Below are 16,215 nucleotides of genomic sequence, written 5' to 3'. Positions count from 1 at the left end.
TATCCGCTCGGCTTCCTCGATCTCACCGATCGACGCCGCTGCCCTCCCCAGGGCATACAGCGCCCGAAGGAAGCCGCGGTTTGGCTCGTGCGAGTAAGGAACCGGGCCAGCTCCGCGCCAGCCGTTCTTGCGCAGCGAATCGAGGCCGCGATGGTAGCCCGTGCGGGCGTAAGCGTAGGACTCGATGGTGCGGCCCTCGGCATACGCTTCGTCAGCGAGGATGGCCCACACCAAGGACGACGTCGGGTGCTTGGCTGCCAGATCCACAGCCTCATCGCCCGCCTCCAGGCGCGACGTTAAGTCTTCCTCAAGCGGGAGCAGTGTGGGCTCGGGACCCAGCAGATTCTTGCGGAACTCGTCCGACATCTAGAGCTTCTTTCCGGCGGAGCCCAGTGAAGCGGCGGCTTCGACCACGCGGGCAGCCAGGCCGGCTTCGGCCGAGGCACCCCATACGCGGGGATCGTAGACCTTCTTGTTGCCCACCTCGTTGTCCACCTTCAGCACGCCGTCGTAGTTCTTAAGCATGTGATCCACCACCGGGCGGGTGAACGCATACTGGGTGTCGGTATCGATGTTCATCTTGATCACGCCGTAGGACACGGCGTCCGCAATCTCCTGCTCCGAAGAGCCCGAGCCGCCGTGGAACACCAGGTCAAAGGGGTTATCCTTGCCGATCTTGGCACCGACCTGCTGCTGGATGTCCTTGAGGATCTCCGGGCGCAGCTTCACGCCGCCCGGCTTGTAGACACCGTGGACATTGCCGAAGGTCAGCGCCGTGAGGTAGCGCCCGTTTTCGCCGGCGCCGAGGGCCTCGATGGTGGCCATGGCGTCTTCGACCGTGGTGTAAAGCTTGTCATTGATGGCGTTTTCCACGCCATCTTCCTCGCCGCCGACCGTACCGATTTCCACCTCAAGGATGATCTTGGCAGCTGCCGCGCGGGGCAGAATATCGCGGGCGATCCGCAGGTTGTCCTCCAGCGTTTCCGCCGAGCCGTCCCACATATGGCTCTGGAACCAGGGGTTGCCGCCATTCTTGACGGCTTCCTCTGAGGCCGCCAGCAAGGGCAACACGAAGCCATCCAGCTTGTCCTTGGGGCAGTGGTCGGTGTGCAGCGCAATGTTGACGTCGTAATTCTTGGCCACCTGGTGCGCAAAGGCCGCGAACCCGAGTGAACCGGCAACCATGTCCTTCACCGATGCACCGGACCAGTAGGCAGCACCGCCGGTGGATACCTGCACAATGCCGTCCGAGCCGGCCTCTGCGAATCCGCGCATCGCTGCATTCAGCGTCTGAGACGAAGTGACGTTCACGGCGGGGTACGCGAATCCCCCGGCCTTCGCGCGGTCGATCATTTCTACATAGGTCTCAGGTGTTGCGATAGGCATGAGGACTCCTTAGTGAATGGGCTCGGGTGCTGCGACCATCCTATCGAGCGTGGCCCCGCGCACGGAAACGTACGACGACGGCTACACCCCTTGCCCAAAGACGTGCCGCCGAACCCACCCGTGCATCGCAATCGCGGCAGCCGCTGAGGCGTTGATGGATCGCGTCGAACCGAACTGGGCGATGGACAACGTGGCGTCGGCAGCGGCATGGACCTCCGGCGTCAGTCCCGGGCCTTCCTGCCCAAAGACGAGCACGCAGTTGCGCGGCAGTTCATAGGTCTCCAGCGGCACCGAGTCCGGAAAATTGTCGATGCCGATCACCCGCAGCCCCTCGGAATCGGCCCATTCCACAAACTCTTCGACCGTGGGGTGGTGCCGCACGTGCTGGTAACGGTCGGTGACCATGGCGCCGCGCCGGTTCCACCGCCGTCGTCCGATGATGTGTACTTCCTTGGCCATGAAGGCGTTGGCGGTGCGCACCACGGAGCCGATGTTGAGGTCGTGCTGCCAGTTTTCTATCGCAACATGGAACGAGTGGCGACGCGAATCCAGGTCCGCAACAATCGCGTCATGTTGCCAGTAGCGGTATCCGTCCACAACGTTTCGCGTGTCCCCCGCGGCAAGGAGCTCTGGATCCCACTGATCGCCGGCAGGCAGGGGCCCTTCCCACGGCCCAACACCAACCGGTAACAACGAATTTTCGGGGGTTTCTTTCACCAGACCAGCCTAAGGTGCAAGACTGAGCCGGGTGCCCATGGGGCAAATAAGCATCGCTTACCAGGAGGACGCATGCGCGAGAACGAACACATTGAGTGCTGGCTGACCGATATGGACGGCGTTCTGGTGCATGAGAACCAGGCGATCCCGGGGGCAGCCGAACTGATTGAACGGTGGGTCGCCACTTCCAAACGCTTCCTGGTGCTGACCAATAACTCGATCTACACGCCGCGTGATCTCGCCGCCAGGCTCAAAGCCTCAGGTCTTGAGATACCGGAGGAGAACCTCTGGACATCGGCTTTGGCTACGGCCCAGTTCCTGAAGAACCAGCTACCGGGCGGCCGCGCGTACGTGATCGGCGAGGCGGGATTGACAACGGCGCTGCACGAGGCAGGCTTTGTCCTCACGGACCAGAACCCCGACTACGTGGTCCTCGGCGAAACCCGCACCTACTCCTTCGAGGCCATCACCAAGGCCATCCGGCTCATCCTCGACGGCGCGCGGTTCATTGCCACCAACCCCGACGTCACCGGCCCGTCGAAAGAGGGTCCGCTCCCCGCCACGGGGTCCATTGCCGCGCTCATCACAGCGGCCACCAGCCGAACCCCATACATTGTAGGCAAGCCCAACCCCATGATGTTCCGCTCAGCCATGAACCAGATCGACGCCCATTCGGAGACGACAGCTATGATCGGCGACCGCATGGACACGGACATCATCGCGGGCATGGAAGCCGGCCTGCACACCGTGCTGGTGCTGACAGGCATCACCCAGCGGCCCGACATTGAGGCGTACCCATTCCGTCCGGCGCAGATTGTCGATTCGGTTCAAGATTTGATCGAGCAGGTCTAGCAGTGCCCGGAATCCTTAACCTGCGGGACATTGCCGAGCTGACGGCGAAGGATCCGAACGCTCCGGCCCAGGGGAAGGTCTTCCGTTCCAGTCAGCCATTCGGCTGGGATGCGGAAGCCACCATGGAGTTCCTCAGTGGGCAGGGTATCGAGACCATCGTGGATCTCCGCAGCGAACGCGAATCCGGAATGGTCCCGTGGCTCGTGGCGCACGACGCCGGTATCGAGGTAATTGCCGCACCGCTGGATCCGTCCGATGCCGACCCGGCTGCCACTATGAGTCTGCAGACCGCAGAGGACCTGGGCAACTACTATCTCAGCTGGTTGACGGTCCGGCCGGAAGTGGTGCTGCGAGCGCTGCATCCGATCAGGGAGGGCAAGCGCACCCTGGTGCACTGCGCCGCCGGTAAGGATCGCACCGGGGTGATCGCCGCCGTCGTACTCATGATTGCCGGCGTGAAAGATGAGCTGATCATCGAGGATTACGCCCACACCGCCGGCGCCCTGCCGGAAATCCTGCCCGCACTGGCGGAGTTGTGGACCGGTCATATGCCGGCGGCGGCGCACTTCGAGAATCCGCCTGTCATCCTGACTGCTCCCGCGGACGCAATGGCAACGTTTATTCTCGGCCTGCGTCGGGAGTACGCGACGGTGGATGGGTTCCTTGCCCGCGCCGGGATGACCGGGGAGGAGCTTGCGCAGTTGCGTGAAGCACTCAGTAAACGCTCTTGAACCCACCGCCGTTGGGCAGCGGCAGAAACTCGTCCTGCAGCTCTTCCACCACGCCCTGGTAGATCAGCGGATTCCACTGCGGGCTCGCGTGCGCTGGAAGGGCGCCTTCGGTGACCAGATCCGCGGACACCATGTTATCCGGGAAGGCGCCCGCCCAGCCGGGCCGGGCTGTCGAGTAATTCACGGTGCCGTCTCCAGGATTGCCAATAAACGCGAGCGGTGTGTCACCCAGACTGAAACGGGCAACGTTGTAATGGAAAATGTATGACGCCTGCGACTGAATGAGGATGCTGGACGGCGCCAACGGGGAAAGCTGCTCCAACGTCTGGTCGATGATCTGGGACCAGGTGCGCTCGTCCTTGTGGACAATGCGCTCGCCCAACTCATAGCCGCCGCGGAGGATGGATGGCACCCGGTAACCCGCCTCGTAAAGGTAGACAACGCCGTCGAACATGGCCTGATCAATGACGTCGGACCTGGAGTGCGGGCTGGAATCCAGCACAATGAACTCGACGTTTACCCCTACCTCACGGAGTCGGGAGGCAACCTCTACGGCCACCATGCCGCCGAAGCTGTGTCCGTAGAAATAAAGGGTGTCGATCTGCAGGGTACGCACATACCGGCGCATGGCAGCCACAATCGCGTTGAGATCCAGCCCGCGGTTGGAGTAGCCCATCACGGCAAGCCGCGCCCGCCGGCTCAGCACCGGCCGCAGTGAATTCATGATCCAGACACCCTCCTCCCAGCTGGTCTTGTATCCGGGGAAGAGAACCCAACGGGCGTTGGGGAAGTGACGGTCGGCGAACTCATCCTCAATGGGAATGATGCTCAGCGTCTCCCGCTCCTCCTGGATGCGGCGGGTGACAAAAAGGTCAGCAGCCAGTGCCAGGCCAAACGCCGAACCGGCAATGAATCGCCGGCGCGACATCCGTTTCAGCCCATGAGCGTAGTGCAGCAGCCGTTCAGGTTCGCTGGTCATGTCGCGGGGATCAGGCGAGGCCCAGTTCGTCCTTGCCGAACGCAAACAGATATGGGACGCCGGCTTCGGCCTCAATGCGTTCCTTGGAGCCGGTGTCGCGGTCCACAATCACGGCCACCGCTTGAATGTTTCCGCCTGCCCTGCGTACACCCTCTATAGCGGTCAGCGCGGATCCACCAGTGGTGGAGGTGTCTTCAAGCACGACGACGGCGCGCCCCGCCACGTCCGGGCCCTCCACTTGGCGGGCCATTCCGTGCGTCTTCTGGGCCTTGCGTACCACAAAGGCGTCGATGTTCCTTCCCCGCTGGCCGGCGGCGTGCATCACGGCGGTACCCACGGGGTCTGCGCCCATTGTCAGGCCGCCTGCGCTCTCGAACTGGATGCCGGCGTCGTCGAGCATGTCCAGCATTACCTGGCCCACCAGGGCCGAGGCCTCGTGATGAAGGGTGACGCGGCGGAGGTCGATGTAGTAATCGGCCTCCTTGCCGCTGGAGAGGGTTACCTTCTCGTGGACGACGGCCAGTTCCTGGATGAGTTCCCGCAGGCGGGCGCGGGCGGCGGTGGTGTCAGTCATATAACGAGTCTATCCAGTGAGGCTGCGGGGTCATGAACACGATGCACTCGTTAATCGAGCTCGTAGAGATCCCTATGCACGGACCTCTACGAGCTCAATCAACGGTGAAGATGCAAAGCTGTGTTGCTACGGTTTTAGTAGTGCAGGGACCTCAGATAGTCATAACCCACCTCGGCCGTCTGCAGCGGCGTCACATCCGGCTGGTCGTTCTCGACAATGTATTCCTTCGGCCTGTGGGCCTCAAAGATGCGGCCGAAGTCGATCGTGCCAGTGCCGAGGTCAGCGAAACCACCCGCGGAGTCCCGATCCTTCACGTGGTACTGCAGCACCTTCTGCGGAGCTTGCTGGATGGTGTCGATGGCGAACTGAATGGGATCTGCTGCACCGACGCCGACGCCGCCAGTCACGGCCCAGTAGAGGTCAACCTCGAGGTGGACCAGCTCCGGATCGAGGCGGCTGGTGAAGATTTCCCACGGGGTGAGCCCGCTGCCGAGATCGGTGGTGAACTCGTGCGCATGGTTGTGGTAGCCGTACTTCAGTCCCGATTCGCGGGCGACGGCGGCCTCCACATTCATCTGGTCCGCCCACCTGCGCCAATCATCCGCATTGCTGGAAGCCAGGTACGGCACGTTGATGTGCGTCTGCCCGAGCGTGACCGCGTTGGCAATCTTCGTTTCAAGAGCCGCTGCACTGTTGCTGATTCCGTCGTGGCTTGAGGAGGGTGTGATACCCAGCGAGTCGAGAGTGGACCGCATGGCTTCGGCGGTGCGTCCATACAGTCCGGCGAGTTCAACTTTGGTGTAACCGAAATCGGCGAGGCTTGCCAGCGTCGTGTCCACACCCTCGCCACTCATGATCGAACGCAGCGTGTACAGCTGGATGCTGATCAGTCCTGGCGGAACCCTGTGTCCCGCCTTGGCAGTCGGAGCCGCCATGGCAGCGGTCCCGCCGATGCCGACGAGGCCGGCACCCACACCTGCCGCCACCGCTCCCCTCAGGAAGCTGCGCCGATCGACCCCCTTCTCTTCCAACGAGCGACGAAGGGCGCCTGGGGCATTGAATCCGAAGCACATATGTTTGCCTTTCCTGGCAGTGAATGCTTCACCACACCGGCTTTGGCGGGGAAGCATGTGAAGCTGCAGCGCAGCGGTTTGATTACGGGAGTTCGCAGCGGAAACTGAACACGGCCCGGCAGCAGCGACCACCTAACGGTTGGTTGCGTGACACACGACGTCCTCGCCGTGTGCTCCGCGCTCCACCGTTTTCCATCAATCAGTAACTGACGCGATGGTGGTGGGAACTCATGGTGTTGAGGTAGTGCACACTTTCGCTGACATAAATTCCCAGGTTTCAAGCGCGCTATTCACGCCCGAAACCCAAGCCGAAACTGTTGATACTCAGCTTGGCCGGCCATCGACGGCGCGGACTTTCAGGTAGCGCCACCGGTGACCGGGCTTCCTGTTCAAGACTAATTCCAGGTTTTGTTGTCTGTCAAGCAAAAGTCGACAGGAGTCGGGAGAAGTTTGCTTGCTCAGCCTGCCATTGAGCCGGACAGGCCGAGTACCATGGCATCAATGCGCTGCGGGGACATGGCATGGTGAATGGCCAGCATGCTGGCGCCGAGCACACCGGCGTCGAGCCCGGAGCTGGACTGGACAATCTGAAGATGCTGGGTGGCCAGTGGTATCGTCCGCGAATAGACGACTTCGCGGATGCCTGCTATGAAATGCTCGCCCGTGAGCGCCATCGAGCCCCCGATGACAATGACAGAGGGATTGATGAGGCTCACACACGCAGACAGGATCTCACCCACGTCCCTGCCGGCTTGGCGCACCGCATGGACGGCTTCCGTGGTTCCGGCCCCGACCAGCCGAACGACATCCTCGCTGGTGTTGGCTTCCAACCCGAGCGCGCGCAACTTCGATGCAACCGCCGGCCCGGATGCAACTGCCTCGAGGCAGTCCTTGTTGCCACAGTGGCAGGGAAGTCCCGTACCGTTATGCACGCGAATGTGCCCGATATCTCCTGCGACACCGTCCGCACCCCGCTGCAGTATGCCGCTGGAAACAATTCCTGAACCGATGCCTGTAGCGACCTTGACGAAGATCAGGTTGTCCACGTTTGGCCAGGCAACATTGCGCTCACCCAGCGCCATGATGTTCACATCGTTATCCACGAGGACCGGGACGTGGAAGTGGCCCTGCAGATGACCGGGAACGTCATAACCGTTCCAACCGGGCATTATCGGTGGGTTGATAGGCCTGCCGGTTCGATGCTCGACAGGTCCCGGTACGCCTATGCCGATAGCCAGCAGATCGGTCATCCCGCGGCCCGTCTCTTTGAGCAATTCAGTGCCCAGCTCAACGACCGCCCGAAGCACGACGTCGGGGCCCTGGGTAACTTCTATTGTGCGTCCAGCTTCACGCACGCGGTGCCCCGTGAGGTCTGTAACAGCCACGCGCAGATGAGAGGCACCGATGTCCACACCCAGAACTACTTTGCTGCCGGCCTTCAACGCTATCCGGGAGGATGGGCGGCCACCGGTGGAGACGGCGTCATCCACGAAACCAACCAGCCCCAGTTCCATGAGCGCCTCGATGCGAAGCGTCACCGTGGACCGAGCGAGTCCCAACTGCTCCGCCAGTTCGGTTCTGGTGCGGGGGCGCCCGTCCCGCAGTAACTGGAACAGTTCGCTTGCTCCCGACGAACCTAGGCCGTTGAAGCTACTTATGTCACTCATCGACTAATTACAGCATATTTGTCGACGAAAGCGCTTCTCGATCTCGATTAGGACGCCCTTCCTCTGGCGCGCTCGTTTCTGCGTCATTTTGGCGTCGAGTGCTTACTAAGCGACACGCCGCAGCGGCTTGGGTTTCAAATCCACATAACCTCTTGTCGAGCCGATCTAATGCTTGCTGAATGTTGCGCGAATATATCGGGCACAATACGACATTCGTTGTTTGTCGCCATTAGTCATGTTAGGTTCATTGTGATCGGCGTCTCCTCCCGGGATCCCACCGTTCTGGAGCAGCACGGACGATCAGCGAGGACCGAGATTCAGTATCACTTCAAGGAGGAAGCTTTGATCAAGGACATCCATTTCGGCAGCGTCCGCTCCAAGCGAGGGCCAACGCGCAGACTTGCGGCAGCAGCTTCACTGGCTATTGCGGCAACGGCCGTTCTGACTGGTCCCGCGGCCGCAGCTCCTGTCTCTGATAACGCAAACTCGGCAGCCGATTGCGCAGGTAAAAGTGTTCCGGCCAGCAAGATCTCCATTCAGATGTTCAGTTATGCGGGATGGACCCGTCAGGTGGGCACCGAAGCGGTCCTTGCTGAGCTGAGCGAGATCGGCTATCAGAATGTTGAGCCGTTCGGCGGTACCTACGAGGGCCGGACAGCAGCAGAATTCGCAGATTTGCTCGGCGAATACGGCCTGAAGGCCCCGGCATCGCACGGAAGCACCAATGAGGCACAGTTCGACGCAACCATCGCGTATACGAAGACCGTCGGGCAGAAGTACATGGGATCCGGCGGATCGGCGTCGCCGGGTATCAGCACACTTGAGGACACCCTTGCTACGGCGGAAGCCCTGAACCGCCTTGGTGAGAAGTCCAAAAAGTCGGGTACAGGCAAAATTTTCGCCTACAACCACCAGGGCGAGTTCACCACCCAGTACGCGGACCCGCAAACCGGTGAAATCAAGAGCGCCTGGGAAATCCTGGTCGAGAACACGGATCCCCGGTATGTGACGTTCCAGCTGGACGTACTCTGGGCCGCTGACGCAGGTGTCGACGTCGTCAGCCTCATCGAAGAGCACGGCGACCGCATCGAACTCCTGCACATAAAGGACGGCTTCCTCAACGGTAACGCGCGCGCCATCCCGACCGACGTCGGCGAGGGCGAGATCGACTGGGCGCCCATCCTCGACGCTGCCCAGGGATCGGTGAATTACTACGTGGTGGAGCGCGATGGCGCCCCTGCCACCCGCGAGTTCGCCGAGGACAGCTTCAACTTCCTCACCTGCTACTCCTACTGACATTTGCTCAACGCCGCCGCCTCCGCGAAGGACGCGAGCGGCGCCTGCACCAGTGCACTTCGAAAGGAAATTGAATTGGGTACATCAGCAGAAGGGACGCCGGGCGTGACCACGAGCGCAGAATTGACCTCGCATGCCTACGGCAAGACCGGCATCTGGCTGATCGGCGCCCGCGGGTCCGTGGCAACGACAGCCGCCGTGGGCCTTGCCGCCATCTCCGCCGGCCTTGCGAACGCCACCGGCTGCGTCACCGAGCAGGAGTCCTTCGGCTCGGTGCATCTTCCCAACTTCGCGGATCTTGTGGTGGGCGGCCACGACATCAGCGGCGTTTGCATGGCGAAGCGTGCTGAATCCCTCGTTGAGTCGGGGATGCTGCCGCTCCACCTCTTCGAATCCGTCCGCTCCCAACTTATGGAAGCTGACCAGCGTGTGCGGCCCGGCTACGATCCCGCACAGCAATCCGAGTCACAGACCGAAGTGGCGCGCCGGCTCGCCCGGGACATCTCTGATTTCAAGCACTCCAACGGTTTGAACCGCGTCATTGTTCTTGACGTCGCTTCCACCGAAGCTCCGGTTGCACCCATCCCGGAGTTCGCTGACGCAGACCTGCTGCTGGCCGCGCTGGAGGACCCGGCACGCTCGGTGCTGCCGCCGAGCTCGGTCGGCGCCTACGCCGCCATCCTGGCTGGCTCTCCCTACGTGTGTTTCACACCCTCCACCGCCCTCAATGTGCCTGCGCTGCGCGAACTCGCCGACCGGCACCACGTTCCAACCGCTGGACAGGACGGCAAGACGGGCCAGACCTGGCTGCGATCCGTCCTGGCACCAGCGTTTGCCGCCCGTGGGCTTCGCGTCCTGTCATGGGCAGGAACCAACCTGCTCGGCGGCGGTGACGGCGCCACGCTCGCTGACCCGCAGGCCGTTTCAGGAAAGCTTCAGTCCAAGAACCGCGGGCTTCAGAAGTTGACCGGAGGTGCGGTCACTCCGCTTCACATTGACAACGTTCAGGATCTTGGCGAGACGAAGGTGGCCTGGGACCACATTAACGTTGAGGGTTTCCTCGGCTCGCGCCTCACACTGCAGACGACCTGGAGTGCCTACGACTCCATGCTGGCAGCGCCCATGGTGCTTGACCTCTCGCGGTTAATGGCCCTAGCCCACGCTGCCGGAGAAGAAGGTCATGTCAGCGCTCTCGGATTCTTCTTCAAGGATCCCTGGGGCAGTGACGAGCACTCGTTCGCCAACCAAACCCGCAACCTCGTGGAGTGGGCACAGGCGGCAAGCGCCAGGCTGACGGTCGGCACTAGGAGCCTTGATCAGTAATGAGCCGGATCAACGACCTTCTTGAACTGGTCCGCGCGCCGGCCGTACTTACCGTCCTCGGCGACACCCTCGCGGGCGGGTCCGCCGCAGGGCATGCGCTCAACGGCCGACGGATTGTCCTCCCTCTCGCGAGCGCCTGCCTCTATGCCGGCGGCATGGCGCTAAACGACTACGCCGACCGCGAGACCGACGACCGCGAGCGGCCGGAACGGCCGATACCATCCGGGAGGATCAGCGCACGAAACGCCCTCACCGTGGCAGCGGCCCTTACCGTTGCCGGGCTCGGTCTCAGCGCCGCCGGTGGAGGCAGGCGGGCGTTCGCTGTGGGAGTTCCCCTCGCGGCCTCAATCTGGACCTACGACCTCCTCGCCAAGAACCATGCGGTGTCGGGCGCACTCACCATGGGGTCCTGCCGGGCCCTGGACGTTCTCATGGGCGCCGGTGCCGGGCACCTGCGCCCCGCACTCGCCGCTGCGGGCATTGTGGGCGGTCACACAGTGGCTATCACCCTCCTTTCCCGCGGCGAAGTAAACGGAACAACGACGACGACGGCCTCCGGCGTCGCTGCTGGCACGGGCTTGCTTGCCAGTGCAATCGTCGCCGGTGCAGTGACAGCCGGCAGCACGGGGTCCCGCAACCAGATCCTTGCCGTACTTGGGGCGACTGCCGCCTACGCCGCCCGGTGCGGTCCGGCCCAGGTTCGGGCTGCCCGCAACCCGGTGGCGAAGAACGTCCTCGAGGCCACCAAGGCAGGCATCCGGGCGATGATCCCCCTGCAGGCAGCACTCACCCTTCGCCACGGAAACGTCGCCGCCGCAGGAGTGCTTGCGTCGGTGGATCTGTTCGGCAAGATCATGCGCTCCCGTCCCAGGAACAGAAGGATGAGCGAGTCATGACAGCAACTCCATCCGCGATGACCTTCAGCCTGGGGTACGGCACCAACGGTTTCACCGATCACCCCCTTCCCGTAGCGCTCGAGCTGCTTGCCGAACAGGGCTACGACGCAGCGGCATTGACCCTGGGCCATCCGCACCTGGATCCGTTTGCAGAAGACCTGGACGCACAGCTGCAGTTCCTGCAAAGCCGGCTCAATAAGCTGGGTCTTCGCGTCGTCATTGAAACGGGTACCCGCTTCCTGCTGGACCCGCGCCACAAGCACCGGCCCGCCCTGGTGGATGAAAATGCTGCGAGCCGAGTCGACTTCCTGTGCCGCGCCGTCGACATTGCAGCGGCCCTGCAGGCGGAGTGCGTCTCCTTCTTCTCCGGAATACTTCCAGAGGGAACCGCCCTGGAGACGGGATGGCAGCGGCTTACCGCGCGGGTCGCGGAAATCGTCGAGTATGCCCGCGGCAAGAACGTCCTTCTCGCCGTCGAACCGGAACCCGGCATGCTGGTCGAGACGGTCTCTGACGCGCTGCGCCTTCGCGAGACGCTGGGTGATCCGGACAACCTGCGGGTGACCGTTGATATCGGCCACTGTGTGGTGGTCGAGCCCGGCGGTGTGCGCGGTGCCCTCCTGCAGGCCGGTCCGCTGCTGGCCAACGTTCAACTGGACGACATGCGCCCGCATGCCCACGAGCACCTGCCGTTCGGTGAAGGTACCGTCGATCTGCCCCTCGCACTCGCCACCCTGGCCGAACTGGACTACCGCGGTGTGGCCGCCGTCGAACTGCCGCGGCACTCCTATGACGCTCCGGGGCTGGCGGCGCGCAGCATCGAGGCGCTCCGCGCAGGGTGGGCAGCCTCAGAAACCGTAAGGGAAACGGAACGCTGGCTGCAGGAGAGTACGACGGCGATCGCTGCCGATCCTGGCACCCTTACCCAGACCTTCGCTTTGGCCGGTCGCCGCGTCGGCCGCCAGCCTCTCCGTCCGGACTCCGATCCCACCGGTGTCCTGTTCGGCATCAGAAGCGACCATGCACGGGGTCAGTTGGTCGGCCGGCTTGGCGAGTTCCTCCCGCCGGATGAATTGGCTGAGGCCCTGCTGACGCTCTATAACAACGGAGACTCAGCGGAGCGCCGTGGCGTGCTCAGGGGTTTGGGAGCGCTGGCCGCAAGCTCACCGAAGCTTCCCGACGTCGTCGTCACGGCGGGGCTGCGCCTGACAACGGAAGCCCTGCGAACCAATGAAAACGGCGTTGTGGCCGCCGCAGTCGGTCCGTTCGGGGCCGCCTATCTGGACCAGCACAACTGGCGCCATGCCATCCTGAAGCTCGTGTTCATGGGGATAAGCCTCAACGCCGTCACGGATCTCGACGAACGGGCCGATGACGAGCTTGCCCGGATGGCAGGCGGCTTCGCCGCCGAACGCAGCGCCGCAGGGCGTCCCATCCCGGATGATGTCCAGCTGCTCCTGCGGTCCTCCCCCAGCCATTCGACCTCTTCATAAGGGAAGCAAGCCATGCGCATTTTCGATCCGCACATCCACATGACAAGCCGCACCACCAATGATTACGAGGCGCTGTACGCCAGCGGAGTGCGCGCCCTCGTGGAACCCGCGTTCTGGTTGGGCCAGCCCCGCACCAACGTCGGCTCCTTCATCGACTACTTCGACTCCCTGCTGGGGTGGGAGCGGTTCCGCGCGGCACAGTTCGGCATCCGCCACCACGCCACCATCGCACTCAATCCCAAGGAGGCGAACGACCCCCGCTGCGTTCCCGTCCTGGACGAGATTCCCCGCTACCTGGTGAAGGAGGGCGTGGTTGCCGTCGGCGAGATCGGCTACGACTCGATGACTCCCGCCGAGGACGAGGCATTCAGCCGTCAACTGGAACTCGCGCTCGAGTATTCGCTGCCAGCAATGGTGCATACCCCGCACCGGGAGAAGCTCGCCGGCACCCACCGGACGCTCGACGTCGTCCGTGAGTCGGGCGTTGCACCCGGCATGGTCGTTGTTGACCACCTCAATGAGACAAATGTTGAGATCGTGAAGGATGCGGGAGCCTGGATGGGGTTCTCGATCTACCCAGACACTAAAATGGATGAGCAGCGCATGGTCGCCATCCTCAGCCGCTACGGAACCGAACGTGTGCTGGTCAATTCCGCGGCAGACTGGGGCAGGTCGGACCCCCTGAAAACCCTCAGCACCGCCAACGCGATGCTCGCGGCCGGGTTCACAGCCGACGACGTCGACCAGGTTCTCTGGCGCAACCCCGTCGAGTTTTACGGTCAGAGCGGCCAGCTGATCCTGGACCCGATCCCCGGGTTCGACGCGGCAGAGCTGCCCGAAGCCGCGGCGGGCTTCGAGGGCAACTCGGTCCTGCGAGGGGCTCGCGCCTGATGCTCCTTTCCTACTGCACCAACGTCCATCCTGCCGAGGATCTCGACGGCGTGATCCGGCAGCTTCGCGAGTACTCCGGACCCATCCGCCGCAAGGCCGGGCTGGACGTTCTCGGTGTAGGGCTCTGGCTTCCCGCCGGGTTGGCACGCCAGCTTGCCGGGAGCGCCGATGATCTCGCAGTGCTCCGCGAGGTTCTGACGGCAGAAAGGCTGCAGCTGCACACGATCAACGCGTTCCCCTACGGCGGATTCCACAATGACGTGGTCAAACTCGATGTCTACAAGCCCACGTGGGCGGAGCGGGAGCGGCTGGAGTACACCCTGGACTGCGCCGAAGTGCTCGCGGAATTGCTGCCGGAGGACACGGACGGCTCAATCTCGACCCTGCCCCTTGCCTGGCGTGAGCGGTGGACACAGAAGGACGACGACGCCGCCACCCTCGCGTTTGCCGAGCTGAGCTCCCGTTTGCGGGACCTTCGGGAACGCACCGGAAAGACCATCCGCATCGCCGTCGAACCGGAGCCGGGCTGCGTGCTCGATACGGTCGCCGATGTCGTCGGTTGGCTGGGGGCTCGAACTGAACGCGGCCTCGATCCCGAGTTCGTCGGCCTGTGTGTGGACACCTGCCACCTCGCGGTTTCTTTCGCCGACCCGGCCGACGCCGTCAAGCAGATCGACGCTACTGGTCTGCGGATCGTAAAGGTACAGGCGTCATCTGCCCTGCATGTTCCTGACCCCTCGAGCGCCGCCGCCCACGCAGCGCTAACTGCCTTCGCTGAACCCCGGTACCTCCATCAGGTGCGTGAATCGGCTGCGCATGGCGTTCTCGCGGCTGACGATCTGGCGGAGGCTCTCGACGAACTGCCGGGCGAGGGCCCTTGGCGGGTGCACTTCCATATACCTCTCCATCACGTCCCTTCAGCGCCTCTGGAAACGACGGCCGAGGTGCTGCGACAGACAGTTGCCGAGATTGACCGCAGGGCCTATGGGCACGAGGTGCACCTGGACATCGAAACCTACACCTGGAGCGTCCTGCCCGGAGGGCAGGTGGGCATCGTCGACGGAATCGCCGCCGAGATTGGGTGGGCGGAGTCCCACCTTCTCGCGGCAGCACCGGCGTCGTAAGCGCGCCGGGACCTCCGCACACCAGGCATCCATCCGTATTCCGCAATAAGACAGCAAGGAAGAACTGTGAAACCCGTACTGCTGCTGGACGTCGTAGGGCTGACTGCACAAGCCCTGCGCCATATGCCCCGCCTGACCAAACTGGCCGCGCAGGGATGGTCATCGGAGCTGGCGACGGTTCTGCCGGCGGTGACCTGCACCGTCCAGTCCACCATGCTGACCGGCCTGTCGCCCGCCGAGCACGGCGTTGTGGGGAACGGCTGGTACTTCCGGGAGCTTGGAGATGTGTTCTTCTGGCGCCAACACAACGGGCTGGTCGCGGGTGAAAACATCTGGGAGACAGCACGGCGCCATGATCCCGGGTATCGGGCAGGAAATATCTGCTGGTGGTACGCCATGGGGATGACCACCGACCTCACCGTGACACCGCGGCCGGTTTACCATGCGGACGGCCGAAAATCGCCCGACGCCTACATGCGCCCCCGGGCCCTGCATGACGAGCTGGTTGGCCAGTACGGTGACTTTCCACTGTTCCAGTACTGGGGACCGACGGCCACCATTCAGTCGAGCCAATGGATCGTGAATTCCACACGGCATGTTATGCGGAACCAGTCTCCCAATCTGCTGATGGCCTATTTGCCGCATCTCGATTACGACCTCCAGCGGTTTGGACCGGATTCTCCCGAGGCAGCGCGCGCAGCCGCCGAGCTGGATGCGGTTCTCGCGCCCCTGCTGGACGAAGCCGAGACACGCGGGTACGCAGTGATCGCTGTAGCCGAGTACGGCATTGAGGAGGCCCGCACGCCGGTGGACATCAATCGTGTGCTGCGGCGGGAGGGACTGCTTGAGGTGTACGTCCAGGACGGCCGGGAGCAACTGGATCCGTGGACGTCCCGGGCGTTTGCCGTAGCTGACCACCAGGTTGCACACGTGTACATCGCCGATCCATCGGACGTCGAGCGGGTGGCAGCGCTCCTTCGGGGGACTGACGGAGTGGACGAGGTGCTCGACCGCCAGGCGCAGGGCCGGTACGGGCTCGACCACGAGCGCTCTGGTGAACTTGTTGTGATAGCGGAGCCGGGTGCCTGGTTCACCTACTACTTCTGGCTGGACGATGCCCGGGCACCGGAATACGCACGGGGGGTCGACATTCACCGGAAGCCCGGCTATGACCCTGCCGAGCTGTTCTTCAACCCTGCAGACAGGCTCGCCA

General features: G+C 63.2%; 16 protein-coding genes. 9 read left to right on the top strand and 7 right to left on the bottom strand.

Features of this window, described 5'->3' with window-relative positions; all coding sequences use genetic code 11:
- The 3 genes from Y708_RS0109380 to Y708_RS0109370 form a co-directional block, all read right to left on the bottom strand.
- The coding region (locus Y708_RS0109380) for a DUF3151 domain-containing protein (protein ID WP_028279739.1) at positions 1-366 on the bottom strand (366 nt) is incomplete at its 3' end.
- Positions 367-1,386, bottom strand: a complete 1,020-nt coding sequence (fbaA, locus tag Y708_RS0109375) for a class II fructose-bisphosphate aldolase (RefSeq protein ID WP_028279738.1) — start codon at positions 1,384-1,386, stop codon at positions 367-369. It abuts the gene before it with no gap.
- An 81-nt stretch (positions 1,387-1,467) separates the two neighbouring features.
- Positions 1,468-2,103 (bottom strand): TrmH family RNA methyltransferase, encoded by a 636-nt coding sequence (locus Y708_RS0109370; RefSeq protein ID WP_028279737.1) that lies wholly within the window; start codon positions 2,101-2,103, stop codon positions 1,468-1,470.
- 72 nt (positions 2,104-2,175) lie between these two features.
- On the opposite strand from Y708_RS0109370, the gene Y708_RS0109365 reads away from it, so the two are divergent.
- Together Y708_RS0109365 and Y708_RS0109360 are read left to right on the top strand one after the other, a co-directional pair.
- Positions 2,176-2,955, top strand: coding sequence for an HAD-IIA family hydrolase (locus Y708_RS0109365; RefSeq protein ID WP_028279736.1), 780 nt, complete (start codon positions 2,176-2,178; stop codon positions 2,953-2,955).
- A gap of 2 nt (positions 2,956-2,957) precedes the next feature.
- Entirely contained in the window at positions 2,958-3,686 is a 729-nt protein-coding gene (locus Y708_RS0109360) for a tyrosine-protein phosphatase (RefSeq protein WP_051478854.1), read from the top strand.
- On the opposite strand, the gene Y708_RS0109355 is transcribed toward Y708_RS0109360, so the two are convergent.
- From Y708_RS0109355 to Y708_RS0109340, 4 genes are all read right to left on the bottom strand, one after another.
- Positions 3,670-4,665, bottom strand: coding sequence for an alpha/beta hydrolase (locus tag Y708_RS0109355; RefSeq protein ID WP_028279734.1), 996 nt, complete (start codon positions 4,663-4,665; stop codon positions 3,670-3,672). The genes Y708_RS0109360 and Y708_RS0109355 overlap by 17 nt on opposite strands.
- Positions 4,666-4,675: 10 nt before the next feature.
- Positions 4,676-5,239: an orotate phosphoribosyltransferase gene (pyrE, locus tag Y708_RS0109350; RefSeq protein ID WP_028279733.1), complete on the bottom strand. Its 564-nt coding sequence runs from the start codon at positions 5,237-5,239 to the stop codon at positions 4,676-4,678.
- A 134-nt stretch (positions 5,240-5,373) separates the two neighbouring features.
- Positions 5,374-6,312, bottom strand: coding sequence for a sugar phosphate isomerase/epimerase family protein (locus tag Y708_RS0109345; protein ID WP_028279732.1), 939 nt, complete (start codon positions 6,310-6,312; stop codon positions 5,374-5,376).
- Positions 6,313-6,770: 458 nt separating this feature from the next.
- On the bottom strand, positions 6,771-7,979 hold the full coding sequence (locus tag Y708_RS0109340; RefSeq protein WP_028279731.1) for an ROK family transcriptional regulator: 1,209 nt from the start codon (positions 7,977-7,979) through the stop codon (positions 6,771-6,773).
- Between the two features lie 249 nt (positions 7,980-8,228).
- Between Y708_RS0109340 and Y708_RS0109335 the strand changes: the two genes are divergently transcribed.
- The 7 genes from Y708_RS0109335 to Y708_RS24010 all read left to right on the top strand — a co-directional run.
- Positions 8,229-9,275: a sugar phosphate isomerase/epimerase family protein gene (locus Y708_RS0109335; RefSeq protein WP_028279730.1), complete on the top strand. Its 1,047-nt coding sequence runs from the start codon at positions 8,229-8,231 to the stop codon at positions 9,273-9,275.
- A gap of 75 nt (positions 9,276-9,350) precedes the next feature.
- A complete protein-coding gene (locus Y708_RS0109330; protein WP_216699764.1) occupies positions 9,351-10,598 on the top strand; it encodes an inositol-3-phosphate synthase in 1,248 nt (415 codons plus the stop codon).
- On the top strand, positions 10,598-11,494 hold the full coding sequence (locus tag Y708_RS0109325) for an SCO3242 family prenyltransferase (RefSeq protein ID WP_028279728.1): 897 nt from the start codon (positions 10,598-10,600) through the stop codon (positions 11,492-11,494). Before Y708_RS0109330 ends, Y708_RS0109325 begins: the two co-directional genes overlap by 1 nt.
- Positions 11,491-12,987 carry an EboA domain-containing protein gene (locus Y708_RS0109320; RefSeq protein WP_216699763.1) on the top strand — a complete coding sequence of 499 codons (1,497 nt, stop codon included), beginning with the start codon at positions 11,491-11,493 and terminating at the stop codon, positions 12,985-12,987. The genes Y708_RS0109325 and Y708_RS0109320 overlap by 4 nt, the downstream gene beginning before the upstream one ends.
- Positions 12,988-12,999: 12 nt before the next feature.
- Positions 13,000-13,878 (top strand): TatD family hydrolase, encoded by an 879-nt coding sequence (locus Y708_RS0109315; protein WP_028279726.1) that lies wholly within the window; start codon positions 13,000-13,002, stop codon positions 13,876-13,878.
- Positions 13,878-15,002 carry a metabolite traffic protein EboE gene (gene eboE, locus Y708_RS0109310; RefSeq protein WP_028279725.1) on the top strand — a complete coding sequence of 375 codons (1,125 nt, stop codon included), beginning with the start codon at positions 13,878-13,880 and terminating at the stop codon, positions 15,000-15,002. Before Y708_RS0109315 ends, eboE begins: the two co-directional genes overlap by 1 nt.
- Before the next feature lie 66 nt (positions 15,003-15,068).
- The coding region (locus Y708_RS24010; protein ID WP_035775829.1) for an alkaline phosphatase family protein at positions 15,069-16,215 on the top strand (1,147 nt) is incomplete at its 3' end.

Origin of the sequence: Arthrobacter sp. H5, assembly GCF_000520595.1 — a bacterium.
Taxonomy (GTDB): Bacteria; Actinomycetota; Actinomycetes; order Actinomycetales; family Micrococcaceae; genus Arthrobacter_D.
This window is presented reverse-complemented; position numbering and strand designations above follow the sequence as displayed.

Coding starts and splice junctions, on each gene's coding strand:
- Y708_RS0109345 (WP_028279732.1), bottom strand. CDS start 6,312: ATGTGCTTCGGATTCAATGCCCCAGGCGCCCTTCGTCGCTCGTTGGAA.
- Y708_RS0109355 (WP_028279734.1), bottom strand. CDS start 4,665: ATGACCAGCGAACCTGAACGGCTGCTGCACTACGCTCATGGGCTGAAA.
- Y708_RS0109325 (WP_028279728.1), top strand. CDS start 10,598: ATGAGCCGGATCAACGACCTTCTTGAACTGGTCCGCGCGCCGGCCGTA.
- Y708_RS0109340 (WP_028279731.1), bottom strand. CDS start 7,979: ATGAGTGACATAAGTAGCTTCAACGGCCTAGGTTCGTCGGGAGCAAGC.
- eboE (WP_028279725.1), top strand. CDS start 13,878: ATGCTCCTTTCCTACTGCACCAACGTCCATCCTGCCGAGGATCTCGAC.
- Y708_RS0109365 (WP_028279736.1), top strand. CDS start 2,176: ATGCGCGAGAACGAACACATTGAGTGCTGGCTGACCGATATGGACGGC.
- pyrE (WP_028279733.1), bottom strand. CDS start 5,239: ATGACTGACACCACCGCCGCCCGCGCCCGCCTGCGGGAACTCATCCAG.
- Y708_RS0109315 (WP_028279726.1), top strand. CDS start 13,000: ATGCGCATTTTCGATCCGCACATCCACATGACAAGCCGCACCACCAAT.
- Y708_RS0109320 (WP_216699763.1), top strand. CDS start 11,491: ATGACAGCAACTCCATCCGCGATGACCTTCAGCCTGGGGTACGGCACC.
- fbaA (WP_028279738.1), bottom strand. CDS start 1,386: ATGCCTATCGCAACACCTGAGACCTATGTAGAAATGATCGACCGCGCG.